The organism is Streptomyces sp. NPDC020958 (genome assembly GCF_055562175.1).
Genome location: NZ_JBVHFU010000003.1, coordinates 730748 through 744892, shown reverse-complemented (window position 1 = coordinate 744892; position 14145 = coordinate 730748). Strand labels below are relative to the sequence as shown.

14 protein-coding genes and 4 pseudogenes are annotated in these 14145 nt (G+C 69.7%); 6 read left to right on the top strand and 12 right to left on the bottom strand.

Translation table 11 applies throughout. The features are described from left to right. Positions 1-374 precede the first annotated feature (374 nt). The 4 genes and pseudogenes from ACZ3KP_RS13560 to ACZ3KP_RS13545 all read right to left on the bottom strand — a co-directional run bounded on the left by ACZ3KP_RS13560 (position 375) and on the right by ACZ3KP_RS13545 (position 2969). Positions 375-788: a hypothetical protein gene (locus ACZ3KP_RS13560; RefSeq protein ID WP_467499125.1), complete on the bottom strand. Its 414-nt coding sequence runs from the start codon at positions 786-788 to the stop codon at positions 375-377. A gap of 176 nt (positions 789-964) precedes the next feature. Beyond that, positions 965-1531, bottom strand: a pseudogene (locus ACZ3KP_RS13555) (short-chain dehydrogenase); the annotation flags it as partial. Between the two features lie 173 nt (positions 1532-1704). Further along, a complete protein-coding gene (locus ACZ3KP_RS13550; protein ID WP_467499123.1) occupies positions 1705-1833 on the bottom strand; it encodes a hypothetical protein in 129 nt (42 codons plus the stop codon). After that, entirely contained in the window at positions 1830-2969 is a 1140-nt protein-coding gene (locus tag ACZ3KP_RS13545; RefSeq protein WP_467499121.1) for a PucR family transcriptional regulator, read from the bottom strand. Before ACZ3KP_RS13545 ends, ACZ3KP_RS13550 begins: the two co-directional genes overlap by 4 nt. 87 nt (positions 2970-3056) lie before the next feature. On the opposite strand from ACZ3KP_RS13545, the gene ACZ3KP_RS13540 reads away from it, so the two are divergent. Together ACZ3KP_RS13540 and ACZ3KP_RS13535 are read left to right on the top strand one after the other, a co-directional pair. Then, positions 3057-4115, top strand: a complete 1059-nt coding sequence (locus ACZ3KP_RS13540; protein WP_467499119.1) for a ferredoxin reductase — start codon at positions 3057-3059, stop codon at positions 4113-4115. A gap of 7 nt (positions 4116-4122) precedes the next feature. Further along, a complete protein-coding gene (locus tag ACZ3KP_RS13535; protein WP_467499117.1) occupies positions 4123-5241 on the top strand; it encodes a fatty acid desaturase family protein in 1119 nt (372 codons plus the stop codon). A gap of 791 nt (positions 5242-6032) precedes the next feature. On the opposite strand, the gene ACZ3KP_RS13530 is transcribed toward ACZ3KP_RS13535, so the two are convergent. Both ACZ3KP_RS13530 and ACZ3KP_RS13525 read right to left on the bottom strand, forming a co-directional pair. Continuing rightward, positions 6033-6275, bottom strand: a complete 243-nt coding sequence (locus ACZ3KP_RS13530) for a DUF5302 domain-containing protein (protein WP_467499115.1) — start codon at positions 6273-6275, stop codon at positions 6033-6035. 420 nt (positions 6276-6695) lie between these two features. Continuing rightward, positions 6696-7050 (bottom strand): annotated as a pseudogene (locus tag ACZ3KP_RS13525) (DEAD/DEAH box helicase); the annotation flags it as partial. 34 nt (positions 7051-7084) lie between these two features. Between ACZ3KP_RS13525 and ACZ3KP_RS13520 the strand changes: the two are divergent. The 3 genes and pseudogenes from ACZ3KP_RS13520 to infA all read left to right on the top strand — a co-directional run. After that, a pseudogene (locus tag ACZ3KP_RS13520) lies at positions 7085-7265 on the top strand (GTP-binding protein); the annotation flags it as partial. Between the two features lie 205 nt (positions 7266-7470). Continuing rightward, positions 7471-8268, top strand: coding sequence for a GNAT family N-acetyltransferase (locus ACZ3KP_RS13515; protein ID WP_467499113.1), 798 nt, complete (start codon positions 7471-7473; stop codon positions 8266-8268). Positions 8269-8342: 74 nt separating this feature from the next. Continuing rightward, entirely contained in the window at positions 8343-8567 is a 225-nt protein-coding gene (gene infA / locus ACZ3KP_RS13510; RefSeq protein WP_358980350.1) for a translation initiation factor IF-1, read from the top strand. 23 nt (positions 8568-8590) lie between these two features. Here the strand turns inward: infA and rpsR are convergent, their stop codons facing one another. The 6 genes and pseudogenes from rpsR to ACZ3KP_RS13480 form a co-directional block, all read right to left on the bottom strand. Further along, positions 8591-8776 (bottom strand): 30S ribosomal protein S18, encoded by a 186-nt coding sequence (gene rpsR, locus ACZ3KP_RS13505; protein WP_467499271.1) that lies wholly within the window; start codon positions 8774-8776, stop codon positions 8591-8593. A gap of 34 nt (positions 8777-8810) precedes the next feature. Then, positions 8811-9062, bottom strand: a pseudogene (locus ACZ3KP_RS13500) (cobalamin biosynthesis protein CobW); the annotation flags it as partial. Positions 9063-9261: 199 nt separating this feature from the next. Next, complete coding sequence (locus ACZ3KP_RS13495; RefSeq protein ID WP_467499111.1) at positions 9262-9963, bottom strand: class I SAM-dependent methyltransferase; 702 nt, start codon at positions 9961-9963, stop codon at positions 9262-9264. Then, positions 9960-10463 carry a hypothetical protein gene (locus ACZ3KP_RS13490; RefSeq protein ID WP_467499269.1) on the bottom strand — a complete coding sequence of 168 codons (504 nt, stop codon included), beginning with the start codon at positions 10461-10463 and terminating at the stop codon, positions 9960-9962. The genes ACZ3KP_RS13495 and ACZ3KP_RS13490 overlap by 4 nt, the downstream gene beginning before the upstream one ends. 2 nt (positions 10464-10465) lie before the next feature. Then, the gene (locus tag ACZ3KP_RS13485; RefSeq protein WP_467499267.1) at positions 10466-11731 is read right to left on the bottom strand and encodes a molybdopterin-dependent oxidoreductase; all 1266 of its coding nucleotides are present in this window, start codon (positions 11729-11731) and stop codon (positions 10466-10468) included. A 181-nt stretch (positions 11732-11912) separates the two neighbouring features. Next, positions 11913-12650, bottom strand: a complete 738-nt coding sequence (locus ACZ3KP_RS13480; protein WP_467499109.1) for a flavodoxin family protein — start codon at positions 12648-12650, stop codon at positions 11913-11915. Positions 12651-13396: 746 nt separating this feature from the next. On the opposite strand from ACZ3KP_RS13480, the gene ACZ3KP_RS13475 reads away from it, so the two are divergent. Then, positions 13397-14137: an MEDS domain-containing protein gene (locus tag ACZ3KP_RS13475; protein ID WP_467499107.1), complete on the top strand. Its 741-nt coding sequence runs from the start codon at positions 13397-13399 to the stop codon at positions 14135-14137. The last annotated feature ends 8 nt before the right edge of the window (positions 14138-14145 follow it).

Genomic DNA, 14145 nt, shown 5'->3' with positions numbered 1-14145 from the left:
CGAAGCGCTCGACCGCAACCGTGCACGGGTGCCCGCCGAGACGAGAGGTCTGCGGCCGGCCTCCCACGCGGGGTCGCCCTCTCGAACGCCCACCCGACATCCGGACGGAACTGGCCGTCACCACCCGACACCATCGGCGACGCCATGGGCATCGTCGTCGGTCGTCACCACTGCGATCCTGTCAGCGGCTCCCCCGGCTCGTTGGCTGAACCGGAGGAGCCTGAGTCGAGCCAGCCCCATGGATACGCTGCCGAACGCGGCCCACTCCCTGGGGCCCCCTCCCGAGTCCCCCACACCCGAATGCCCTGCCGCGATGTACGACAGGCGCTCGATCGTATGGTCATGTGAGCCGTGATCCGCTCCCGCAGGATCCTTCACGGGGTCTCCCCCGAGTCGGGCGAACGGTTGCAGGATGCGGTGTGCAGCGGATCGGACGCCTCCTGCGCGGTCGGCAGCCGCCCGGCCGACAACAGCAGGGGGCCGGCGCCGCGAAGCACCCGGGACAGCGGGCCTGTCGCCGTCTCCGACACCGGCGGCAACGGTCCCGTCAGGCCGGTCGGGGCCGCGTTGGGGTCACGGTGTGAGACACAGACCCGCTCGACGGCGCCGTCCTCGTCCATCAGATCGGCCGCGGACCAGTCGGCCAGTCCCGGCACCAGCACGCGGCGCACCCGCCTGAGCCCCTCGACCGCGTCCAGCGTGCTCGACAGCGCCGCCGCGCTCCGGGTGGCGAACGCCAGCTGGTCGAGCGCCGCTCGCAGCGCCGCGTCCGTGTCATCCTCGTCCATGGCGACCACCTACCCGCCTGGGGCCCCACGGCCTCTTCCGCCCTGGGAAACCACTCCTCGGGTAGTGCACTGAAGCCGTGCACGGCACGAGGGCCCATACAGGTACTTACCGGGGTCCTACCGAGCCTCGTGGCTTGTCTGTCGGGCACCCTCTGGACGCCTCCCGGCCCCGCGGTTCAGGTCTCGGGCCTGACCGACGTCCAGTCGGCACGGCCACCCGCCCCGAGGACTTCGACATCGGCACCGACCTCGTCGGTCGATCCCTCCCGCAGTCCGCGCCGGGTGATGCGGCCGACCGCGCACGGGAAGAGCGGCCGCAAGGGCTGGCACCAGCGCAGCCACGGGGGCGCGTAGATGTTCCGGACGCGATGCGTGATGCCGGTGGCGGAGCCAGTCGGCCACCTGCGCCGGACTGTGCACCCGCCGAGCGAAGGACGGCTGGTGCCGGCGGAGGGCTTTCAGCACCGGGTGCTCGTCCATTCCGGCGATCATGTCGGTGCCGGTCCAGTGCAGATCGGCGATGGCGACGGCGACCCCCTCCGGGGCGACCTCACCCCGTAGGACCAAGGCGAAGGACTCCGCACCTGTTTTGGACGCGCAGTACGCGCTCGTCATCGGAGCGGAGCCGAATGCCGCGGTCGGTTGACGTCGACGACGCGTCGCCACAGCTCGGCATCGGTGCGGCTGAAAGACCCGCCTACAGCGCTGCCGGCGTTGGCCACCACGACACCGACCGCTCCGAGCCGCTCGTGGGACCGCGTCTCCTTCTCACGACCGAGCAGGGACGGAAAACCCGAGGTCAGATCTCAATTCCTGGCCCATCGCCATGCATGTGGGTGCCCAGAGAGTCGAACGGGCGTCACGACGCGGGCCTGACGGATCGGCAGGTGGGCGACTCGTGGTGGAACGCTCCCTGTCAGCCGGCCTGCTGCACCTTGATCGCGTCGCCCACCCGAACCGTCCCGGCTGCAAGGACGTCCAGGTAGACACCGAGCACGATGCCGGGATCCGCCGGGAGTTCGTGGACGGTCGAAGTACGCGTCAACTGGCCCGAAGACCGACCGCCAGGGTCAGTTCAAGGACCCGGTGCGGCGATGCGAGATCCGGAAACAGCTCCCGCAGCTGCGACATCCGGTACCGGACGGTCTGGGGATGGACGAACAACGCCGCCGCCACCTCGTCCCGCCTGCCCTGGTGCAGCAGCCACGCCCGCAACGTCTCCTCCAGCCGCCGTGCGGTCGCGACAGGCAAGGTCCGCAACGGTGCGAGGGCTCGGGCACGCAGGTCTGCGAACGCGTCCACGTCGGCGCTCAGCACCAGCTCGGGCAGGTGGTCCTCGGTGTCGCGGATATCAGAGGAGAGGGAGCGCGCGCGTGCGGCTCGTGCGTACGAGGATGACGCACGAGTCCATGGCCGGGCCGGGCCGACCACGGCGGTGCGGTCGGTCAGCTGCCGCACGAGATGTGATCGGTCGGAATCGGGGACGAGCAGCACACCGGTGGCGTCCGGCAGATCGTCGAGGACGAGGGTGCTCGGGTCGAGCGCGCGGTAGGCAGGCCGGGCCTGGGCGGCGGGCAGCAGGACCGCCGTCAGCGTAACCGGAGGCTGCCATCCGGCCCGTTGAGCAGAGGCCAGCAGCACGTCCGGGCTCGCACCGGCGAGGAGGTCGCGGGCCAGGTGTTCCAGGTGGCGCTCGTGGGCCCTGCCCCGGGCGGCCAGTTCGTCGGCGTGGCCCGCGGCGCTCGCGGCGGAGAGCTCGTCGATGTAGGCGAAGGTCAGCTCGGCGAACTTGGCGACCTCGGCGGCGGGCAGACCTGCGGGCACGGCGCCCGCTGCCAGGCATCGCCAGGCCACGCGGGCGCCGACGCGGTAGGCGCTGAGCAGGGCGTCCATCGAACGGCCGTCGCGCACCTCGCCGCGGCCCAGCTCGTAGGCCGCGTCACCGCCGTCGCCGCTCGCGGCGTTCCCGCTCGCGAGGTCCAGGTAGTGCCCGAGGGCGGTGCGAACGGCTCGGCGGATGGTGCCGCCCATGTGGCCCGAAAGGGCGTTGGCGTAGGAAGGGACCTCGTCGATGATCGCCTGGACGACCTCGTCGGCGGTGGTCTTCAGCGCGGCCCGAAGTGCGGTGACCGTCGTCTCATCCAGGGCCAGTTCGCTGGCCCTCTGGGTCACACGACTCACGTTTTTATTCCCTGCGAACAATTCCACCCACCAGATTCACGCCCTACGGTCAGGACTTTACGCCCTGAGACGCAGCAAGCTGGAGTCATGACGAGTGCAGCCCTTCGCAGCAGGGCGTGGAAACTGCTGGAGATGGTCACGACGCCGCTGCTGCCGTCGGACTACCTCGACCTGGTCAGCCCACTGCGTGCGGGCGCCGACCTGCGGGGGCGCATCGAGGCCGTGCACCCCGAGACGGATGACGCCGCGACTGTCGTGATCAGGCCGGGACGGGGCTGGCGCGGCCACACGGCCGGTCAGTACGTGCGGATCGGGGTCGACGTCGACGGCGTTCGCCTGTGGCGTCCCTACTCCATCACCTCGCCGACGAACCGCCAGGACGGCCGCGTCACGATCACCGTGAAGGCGATCCCGGACGGCAAGGTCAGCAACCACCTGGTCCGCAGGGCGAAACCGGGCACGCTGATCCAGCTCGACCAGGCGACCGGTGACTTCGTGCTGCCGCAGGCCACGCCCGCCAAGGTGCTCTACCTGACAGCCGGCAGCGGCATCACACCCGTGATGGGCATGCTGCGCGACACCGAGTTCGACGACGTCGTCATGGTCCACTGCGCGCCACGGCCGCAGGACGTGATCTTCCACAACGAACTGCACGACCTGGTCGCGGACAAGAAGCTGCGGCTCACCGAGGTACACACCGCCACAGACGGCATGCTCGACATCGCCCGTCTCGACGAACTCGTGCCCGACTGGGCCGAGCGCGAGACCTGGGCTTGCGGGCCCCCGGGCCTGCTCGACGCCGCCGAAGAGCACTGGAGCAAGCACGGCGTCCAAGAGCGCCTGCACACCGAACGCTTCCGCCTCGGCATCGCCGTCGCCGGCGACGGCGGCGGCGAGGTCACGTTCAGCGCCACCGGTAAGACCGTCGACGCGGACGGCGCTACGCCGTTGCTGGACGTCGGCGAGGAGGCCGGCGTGCTCATGCCCTCCGGGTGCCGCATGGGCATCTGCTTCGGCTGCGTCACGCCGCTCAAGGCGGGCGCCGTCCGCGACCTGCGCACCGGCGAGATCACCGAGGCCGAGCCGGGCGTCCTCATCCAGACCTGTGTGTCCGCCGCGGCGGGCCCTTGCGACATCGAACGGTAGGAGCACCTTGACCGCCATTGACCCCACCGCCCACCTGACGGCGGAGCAGATCGAGGAGCTCGGCCGCGAGCTGGACGCGATCCGCGACGAAGTGATCGCCGGCCGCGGGGAGAAGGACGCCGCCTACATCCGTAGGGTCATCTCGGCGCAGCGCAAGCTCGAGTTGGTCAGCAGGGGTGTGCTGCTGTTCTCGATCTTCCCGCCGGCGTGGCTGATCGGCACCGCCGGGCTGTCCGTGGCGAAGATCATGGACAACATGGAGATCGGCCACAACATCCTGCACGGCCAGTGGGACTGGATGCGGGACCCGAAGATCCACTCCACCACCTGGGAATGGGATCACGTCTCGCCGGCCGACCAGTGGAAGCACTCGCACAACGAGCTGCACCACACGTACACCAACGTGATCGGCAAGGACAACGACCTCGGCTACGGCATCATGCGCGTCGACGAGGACCAGAAGTGGCACCCGTTCCACCTCGGCCAGCCGCTGTGGAACTTCATCAACGCCTGCTTCTTCGAGTACGGCATCGCAGCTTACGACCTGGAGCTCGGCAAGAACCTGCACAAGCGCCGCCGCAAGAACCCGGAGTTCCGCGCGCGGGCCAAGGCCGTGGGCCGCAAGATCCGCAAGCAGGTGCTCAAGGACTACGTGATCCACCCGCTGCTGTCGGGCCCGTCGTTCCTCACCACGCTCGCCGCCACCTTCACCGCGAACCTGGTCCGCAACATCTGGTCCCACTCCGTGATCATGTGCGGGCACTTCCCCGAGGGCGTGCAGGTCTTCGAGCGCCGGTCGATCAAGGACGAGACGCGCGGCCAGTGGTACCTGCGCCAGATGATGGGCTCGGCGAACATCAGCGGCAGCAAGGCCATGCACTTCATGACCGGCAACCTCTCGCACCAGATCGAGCACCACCTCTTCCCCGACCTGCCGAGCAACCGGTACGCCGAGGTCGCGGTGAAGGTGCGCGCACTGTTCGAGAAGTACGAGCTGGAGTACGTCACCGGGCCACTGCCCAAACAGGTGTTCTCCGCGTGGCGCAAGGTCTTCCGGCTCTCGCTGCCGAACAAGAAGCCCGAGGTCAAGACGCCGGACCGTGAGCAGGAGCTCGTCGCCGCCTGATCGTTACAAGCGCCTGGCTCACGGACCCGAGGTCAGGCGCCCTTGTCCGCAGGCTCCAGAATCGCCACGCACCCCACGTGATGCGTCATCGGAAACACGTCACAAGGTGTGTGGACGGGAGGAGAATCTGCAGGTCACATGGGGTTTTCCTGCCTTGGGCGCGGTCTGTGAGGCAGCCGGAGCGTCAAATGAGCGTCATGTCTGACGGTCTTTCTCTGTCCGGCAAGCGTCACGGCCCGTCTCCGGCGCACGCACGGGAGCGGCCATTTCGAAGACCATCAAGGACCAGACCGTCGATCAGCTCGGTGGAAACAGCAGCATCCTGGTGCGGCAACGCCGTAAGCACGACGAAACGGTGGCTGACGGATCACTACCTGACCCTCGACAACCTTCACCAGCGGGAACGCGTTCTGAAGCAGGCGGTGCAGCTGGTCTTCAGCCGTGCCTTCGTGGAAGAGACGGTGCTGTGGCCCGCCGTACGAGCCTCAGGTCCGGACGGCGAGGAACTGACAACAGCCGCAGTCGTTTTTCGCAGCGGTACAGGGGCACGCAAGGTGCGCAACACCGGCCGCGTGCCCTCGGACAAGCCGTGCCCTCATCCCGGAATTCCAGTTCCACGGCGCCACCGACCCGAATCAACCGCATCTGGGGCATTCCCGCAGGCGAGTCCGCCGGCTACGCCCCGCCCGCGACGCGCGCACGGGCATGCGCGCGTCGCGGGCCACTGCACGGAACGCGCGAGTGGATGGCGCGAATGCCGGTGAAGCGGTTGGATCGAGGGACTCAGCGACTCAGCCGCCGCTCTTGCGCCTGAACGACCGCTGGCTCGCAGCCGGGCCGTGCGCCGAACGCACCTTTGATGCATCGGACTTGGCGGCCATATCAGCGGCATCCGCCTGCACACCGCGCTTGCGCGCCAGGGCTTCGCGGAACTTGCGCTTGAGGTCGTAGTTGCCGTCGCTGTCCGGCTCCAGAGCGGACGTCTCGGGGGCAGCCGGCTCCGAACCTTCCGTCGATACGGGCTCTGCGGTCATGGTGACCTCCTGGGTTCGGGGGGGTGGGCAAGCACAGCTTGTCATGCCGGGCGCAGTGCGAGGCGCCGGCAGCATCATCCTGCTCCGTTTCGGCGGGCATCCGTCTCGCGGCCAAAGGTCGTGTCCCTCGTGGTGGTGTAGCCGATCACGGTCTGGCGGCTCCGCTTCGGAGCCGTCCGGTATCTGCCACTGCGGACTTCCTGGCGATCGCCGCTGGTAACGGCTCGGTGAGCCCCAACAGCGCCTCCGGGGAGGGAAATCGAGCCGTGACCTGGCGATTCCGCCACCTTGATCGGCTGCACCACGAGAAGGGACACGACCCGGCCAAAGGCGTCGACTTCGTAGGTGAGGCACACAGGACGGCTTCGGGTCGGGCCGACGGTTGTCGATCCCGTGGCCAGGCTGCCAGGGCAACGGCTCTCAGCCGTTGCGATGCACGAGGGCGGCCCTGCGAACCTCGGCGAGCTTGCGGGCCTCGCCCGCCGGCGCCACGGGAGGTGCCCTTGCTGGTGCCGAGGCCGCGGAAGGGAGCGTTGGTGTTCTTGGGTCGGGGGACGGCGGGCTCGCCGTCGAGCGGGATCCCGGAGGGAGTCTTGGCGCCGGTGATCCGGCTCAGCTCCGCCTCGCCCGAGCGCACCTTGGTGACGGTCGGCTCGATGCCGGCCCCGGCCATCATGCGGCTCGTCTCGCGGCGCCGGCCCGCCGGCACGAACGTGACCACGCTGCCGGACTCACCGGCGCGGGCGGTGCGGCCCGCCCGGTGCACATAGTCCCGTCGCAGCTTCCGCGACCATGAACAGCCCAGCTGCCTGTGGTCGCAGGCCGGCTCCGTCGCACGCTTCGAGCCGTCCGCTGCACGCGGCACTGGCCGACTGCCTCATGGCCGACGGCGAGAGCCTGCCGTCCACGGACCCGTTCCCCGCCTGGGACACCTACGGCATCGAGGGCACCTGCGAGCATGAGCATCCCGAACTCGTGGCGGACCCCTGAGGTATGGACACCAGGAGCTCCGGATAAATGCGTTGGGCTGACCGGCCCCCGCTGATAGCGTCTGGGTGGCCGTGAGAGAACGCGAGGAGGTGAGACCCATGAAGGCGGTATCCCTGTGGGTGCTCCCCCATGTCGTCACGGTGGGCGATTGACGTAGGTGTCGCCGGGAGCGCCTCGGACCAGGCACTCCTGAGAGGCAACACCTATGAACTTTGCGCATTCCGCTCCGGGCACGGACAACCATCCGGTTGTGGTCACGCGGGTCTCGGACACGCAATGGCACGCTGTGGAGGACGACCTGACGATCGGCCGCGGCGTCGCTTCGCGTCGACCCGACGGGCGGCTCTTCGTCAGCATCGACGCGTGGCACGGCGCGGTCTTCGACCGCATCGCCGACGCGATGCTGGCGGACCTGCCGGCACCGCTGTACACCGTCGTCGACGAGGCCGACCACGGCTCGAGGTCCGCCTGGGAGCGGGCCGGCTTCGCCACCGCACGCCGTGAGTGGGGCTATCTCGTGTCCACCGACCCGCAGATCACCGGGCTCGGCTCGGTACGGCCCCCGTCCGGCGTGACGATCGTGCCCACCGGTGAGGCGGAGGAGGGCCCGCTGCGCGCCCTGGACCGCCGCATCCGCGACGAGATCGAGGCAGCCGTCGGTTGGCAGACGATGCCGGCCGAGGTGCTGCCCCGCCCGGCGGGGGTCACTGTGCTCGATCCGTCGAAGTACGCGGTGGCCAGGCATGTTGTCGAGTACGTGGGACTGGTCCGGGTGGGGCCGCTGACCCGGCAGCCACGGATCGGGCTGATCGCCGTCCGGGCCGATCGACACCGCCGCGGCATCGCCCGGGCGCTGCTGGCCCACGCGCTCGGCACCCTGCACCGCTCCGGGACCGTCTCGGCCTGGGCCGAGGTGGACGAGTCCAACGCGGCGGCCACCGCCCTGTTCGAGAGCATCGGTGCCCGGCGCGCGGCCAGCACCCTGGAGCTCGTCCGGCGCTGACACGCCACCACATCGCACCGAGCGACCGTTTTCCTACCGAATTCCTCGTCATACAACGGAAGAAGTGAGAGACCATGACAAAGGCAGCAGGGGGCGTAGAAGCCGAAGGCACCGTCATCGAGTGCCTGCGCAACGCCACCTTCAAGGTGGAACTCCAGAACGGGCACACTGTGCTCGCCCACATCAGCGGGAAGATCCGCAAGAATCGCATCAAGATCCTCCCGTACGACCGGGTGCTCGTGGAACTCAGCCCCTACGATCTCAGCCGCGGCCGGATCCGCTACCGGTACAGGGCGTAACGGAAGGTCCGGCACCCATCGCCCTATCGGGAACCGTAGGGCAGGAGCGCCATCTCACGTGCGCTCTTGATGGCCTGTGCTACCTGCGGCTGCTGCTGACGCGTCATGTGGGTCACCCGACGGCTGCGGATCTTGCCGCGGTCGGAGATGAACTTCCGCAGCAAGTCGGTGTCCTTGTAGTCGATGTAGGTGATTCCGGCGGCGTCCAGCGGGTTGGTGCGCTGGGGTGGTCGGTCCTCTCCTTCAGGTCACGGGGTCGAGCAAGCCATCGATGGCATAAGGGAGTTGCTTCCAGCGGTCCCGGCCCGCCGCGTACTCGTCGTCGCTGAGCAGGCACGGGCCGAGCAGGGCCGACAGACCGTCGCGGTCCAGGCCGGGTGAGGTGAAGGTGAGGTACTGGCGGCGGTCGCCGTGTTCCGGGTGCCAGTCCACGGAGGCGGCGAGGTGGCGCTCGGCGGGCACCATCTCCCAGGCGGCGTCGGGCAGCGATCCGAGGTTGTGTGCTTCGATCGCCACGTGCTCCGCCAGGGTGCCGTCACGGTGCCAGTCGTCGAGGCCGAACACGCGCTGCCCGACCGACAGCTTCGTCGTGCCGCAGCCGACGGCTGCGACCACTCCGGCCGGCTCGTGGTTGGTCGGGACGGAGCCCGATGCAGGAATCGGAACAATGACGTCGTTGATCGCTGCAGACGGCTCAGGCCGCTCCGTCAGCGTCATCCCCGCTGTTTCCGCGGCCAGATCTCCGATGAGCCAGGGTGAGGAAACAGCGGTGTCCGCTCGTCCACTGGTCGGTGACGCTGAGGGCGAGGTCCTCGGCGACCTTGTGGAGCGCGCGTCGTCCCAGCCGCGCCCAGGGGAAAGGTGGACCGCTGCGGCCCTGGGGGTCCTCGAACCGCGCCGTGCACAGGTCCTCGACGTCATCGGGATCGACCTCGATGACCAGGCGTCCCGCCGGGGCCATGAGTCCACCGCAACGGCGCAGCAGGCTGTGAGGGTCGCCTCCGATGCCGATGTTGCCGTCGATGAGCAGAACCGTCTGCCAGCCGGTCTCGGCCGGCAGACGGTCGAAGACCGACCGGCACAGTGCGAGCCCGCCCTGGACGGTGGTGAGTGCCACCGCGTGAGGTGCGATGTCGACCCCGAGAGCGAAGACTCCCCGGCTCAGCAGCTCTCTGCACATCCGACCCGGTCCGCAGCCGACATCCAGGACTGGGCCGACGCAGCGTTCCAGCACGGTCGTGTCGGCTGCTGTGGGCTGCTCGTGCCAGCGGTGCACGGGCATCCGGATCCGGCGCCCGTCGACCAGCCGCAGATATACAGGTCCGCGGCCGGGTCGCAGGGCCAGTGCGTAGGGGTCCTGTTCGGTGCCGTACGGCTTGTCCTCGTCGGCGGTCACGGTGCGGCGCCATGGCCGGTGGCGGGCAGGTCCTCGTCGCCGCGGTCGGCTCGCCGGGCGCGGCGAAGTCTGATCGCGAAGGCCACTGCGGAGGCGGCGAAGAGCACCCCGGTGATCGCCAGCCATCGGCCGAGGTAGACGCGGTCGGAGAGCCCGGTGTCACCGGGGTAGGGGACGGCGAGCCGCAAGACGAGAGGGAACCAGACCAGCAGGAGCAGGCCGGACAGGAAGGCGGGGACGCGCAGGTGGTTGATCCACGGCACTGCCGGTCCGTCGGCGGTGCGATGACGCAGTACCGAGAGGGCAGACAGATCGGCCAGCGAGTACAGGGGCAGCAGGATGAGGTCATGGAGGACTGCCGCGCCGACGAACCAGATCACCACCTCCAGCGGCCGGACCGCGAAGAGGCGCACCATCGCGTAGGCGGTGAGGGCGAACGAGGCGATGAGGACGAGCAGATGCAGGGGGCCTGAGCCGTACCATCGGACGAATCGTGTCATGGTCACGCCCTGAAGGTGAGCCGGTGGACCCACTTGGTGTTGTTCACGCCGGGGTTGGCCGGGACGATGACGCGGGCCGGGTAGCCGTGATCGAGCGAGAGGTCCGCGCCGTTGACGCGGAGCGCGAGCAGCGCTCTGGAATCGCGGATCTGGTTGCCCCGTAGCACCACCTTCGTGAACGGGCCGGGCGGTTGGACGGATTCGACCAGGACGCCTGCGGCGTCGGGCAGGCCGGCCAGGGCGGCGAGGTCGGCCAGCCGGAGGCCGCTCCAGTGCTGGTCGTCGGTGGACCAGCCCTCCACGCAGGCGATCGGCAGTGCGGCGGCGTGCTGGGGCATCGCCAGGAGCTGCTCGCGTGTGAAGACCTGCGGCGCTCCGCGTCCGTGGACCTCCAGCCGCCAGTTGGGGCCGACGAGGGCGGGGGTGACGCCGACTTTCGCCGCCGTCTTGTTGATCTGGAAGCTGCTCGGGCCGCTGCCCGGATCCCGGTTGTGCGGTGCGAGCAGTGCTGTGCCGCGCAGCCACCCGCCGATGCTCTGTCCGGCGGTCACGATGAGAAGGAGCAGCGACCCCGCGCCCACCATGCCGAGTGCGCCGCGGCGGGTCGTCGTCGGCGGGGCGGGGGCGACCGCCACCAGGCCGTCGGGGTCGGGGGGTTCGGGCACGGTGTGGGCCAGGCCGGTGCGCAGTTCGGTCCTCAGGCTGCGCGAGCGCAGAGCCCGGGTCATCCGCCCGAGTCTCAGACACACGTGGACGAGGAAGGCGGCGATGAACACCCAGGCGCCGTAGAAGTGCAGGCGGTAGAACGAGCCCGGGAAGACGTAGTAGAGCTGGATGTTCAGGATTCCGGTGACGAATTCGAAGATGACGCCGCCGACCAGCATCAGCAGGGACAGCCGCTCCAGGCCGTGGGCGACGGAGCGTACCGGCAGCCACTCGAACAGCTTCGGGATCACCGACCACAGCTTGGCCAGCAGCACCGGGACGAGGACCACTCCCAGCGTCACGTGCACGCCTTGGAGCAGCCGGTAGAGCCAGTAGGGATGGGTGGGCCAGCTGAAGAGGTAGAAGCCCAGGACGCCCTTGTCGGGGGTCTCGTCGTTGAGGGGGCTCAAGTCGGGGTTGTAGGCGGCGTAGGAGAGCAGCCCGGTAATGAACAGCAGCGGAATGCCGATCAGGAGGACCAGGCCGAATGCCGAGGTCAGCCAGGGCCCGCGGATCGGACTGCGCCAGAAGCCGGGGCGGAACGGCCCCGGGGGCGGCGGCATCTGGCTGACGCGCCGCGCCGCCGTACGGGCACGGGCGGCCGCCGACGCCACCGCTGCCGCCCCACCGGCCCGCGCACGCCTCAGCCGCTCCCGTGCGTGCCTCTCCTTTGGTCCCCGGCGCGCCGGCCCACCGCGAGGGGCCGGACCCGACGGCTGTCCGCCACTGTCCGTCGGCATCCCGCTACCGGTGCTCGGGGTTCTCGTAGTCGCGGCGGCAGCCGGCGTCCCAGGCGGTGCGCTGGTTGCCGTAGGCGGGGATGCCGCCGAGGTCCTTCAGCGCCCGGGCCAGGTGCAGCAGGTTCCAGGTCATGAAGGTGGTGTTGCGGTTGGTGAAGTCGTTCTCCGGACCGCCCGAGCCGGGGTCGAGGTACGACGGTCCGGGACCGGCCTCGCCGATCCAGCCGGCGTCCGCCTGGGGCGGGATGGTGTAGCCCAGGTGCTGGAGGCTGTAGAGGACGTTCATGGCGCAGTGCTTGACGCCGTCCTCGTTGCCGGTGATCAGGCAGCCGCCGACCCGGCCGTAGTAGGCGTACTGGCCTGCTTCGTTGAGCAGGCTGGAACAGGCGTAAAGGCGTTCGATCACCCGCTTCATCACCGAACTGTTGTCGCCCAGCCAGATGGGGCCCGCCAGCACGAGGATGTCGGCCGCCAGGACCTGCCGGTACAGATCGGGCCAGGCGTCCGTCTCCCAGCCGTGCTCGCGCATGTCGGGCCACACGCCGGTGGCGATGTCATGGTCCACCGCCCGTACGACGTCGACGTGCACGCCCTGCGCGTCCAGGATGGCGGTGCTCCGGTCGATCAGCCCCTCGGTGTTGCTCGTCTCCGGCGAGCGCTTCAAGGTGCAGTTGAACACCAGAGCACGCAGGTCGTCGTACCGGGCCGGCGGTGCGTCGGTAGCGGGCGACGAAACGGTCACGCAGTCCTCCCGGAGCCCTGCCGCCCCGCGGTGCGCGGCGACTCGTCCACTGCGCCCAGCCTGCGTGTCGACCGCGGCAGCCGCCACCGCAACGCCTCCGAACGGTTCCGGCGTTCCGCGCCCCTCGGCCGGCTGCCGGCGGGTGGCCGGGTCCGGTGGCCGTGCCTACGTTCGCGCGCGGAGATCCCGTCAGAACGGACCTTGGTACGCCATCCGCTTTCCGATCAACGGGGTTGTTGGTCGAACAAGGTCGAAGGCAGGGCCCCGGCTGCGGAGCCCCCGGGCTGCGGTGGCCCGGAGTCGCGGAGCGCGGAGTCGCAAAGTCCCGGTAGTCGGGCCGTCGACTGCCCGCTGAGGCCGACCCGGTTCTCCAGGACAGCGGGCAGTCAGTGCCGCAGCTTCTGGGCGGACCGGGACGCGTCCGGCACCTCCGGGTTGCTCCCCATCCACGACACGGTCGCCGACGCGCCGGCCGACGCGGTCACTCCACCGGGACGCTCAAGGCAGGTTCATCGTCGGGAGTGAGGGCTTCCCGGGTCTTCCGGGCCCTGCGTCAGCGTGATGGGCGCCCATGGCGGGCAACGGGATCACGCGGGATCGGAGGGCAATCTGATGCACGCCGTAGGCGGATCGCACGACGGCGAGGCCGCAGCGGACCGGCATGTCGCGGTGGAGTACTGCACCGACGAGGAATGGGCCTCTCACCGCGTGCCCTTCGTCCGCGGGGCTTCGACAGGGGCGAGCAGGTGCAGTACTTCGCGGATGCCACCGCCCCCCGCCTCGTGCTGCGCACACTCGCCGAGCCTGGTATCGATGCCGACTCCGCGGTCCGGCGCGGACAGCTCGTGGTGACCACCACCGACGAGACCTACCTGAGTGGGGACCGGTTCGACCCGGACGCCGTGATCGGTCTGTGGGGCCGCGCAGTCGAGGCCGCCCTCGGTCAGGGGTACGGCAACCTGCGGGTCATCGGCGAGATGTCCTGGGGTGCCCGGCGGATAACCGGCGCGGAGCGCCTGCTGGAATTCGAGCTGCGGATCCACCACGAGGTCTTCGAGCAGTTGCCGCTGACGGCCTGGTGTTTCTACGACCGTCGCCTGCTGGCACCTGATGCCCTGGACGTGCTGACGGGCTCTCACCTGACGCGGGCGGGCACCGTGTCTCGCTCCCACGGCCGGTCCGGGCTCTCGGTCGTGCCTCTGGCCGGTCGGCCCGGCTTCCGTCTGTCCGGATCGGCGGGCTACGAGAGCCGCCACGTGGCCGCCTCGGCGTCAGCCGCTCTCGCGGCCTCGCCGGCGCAGGACATCACCCTGGACCTGTCCTGTATCGACCACCTCGACGGCGCCGCACTGGCCGACATCGCCCACGCCGCGCGGCGACGCCTCTCCGGAGCACCGCTGCGGCTCGTCGGGGCGCCGCCCGCGCTTCGCCGCATGCTGGAGCTCTTCCCTGAGCTGGGGGACGGCCTGCAGGAGGTCGGCCGGTGACGACGTAC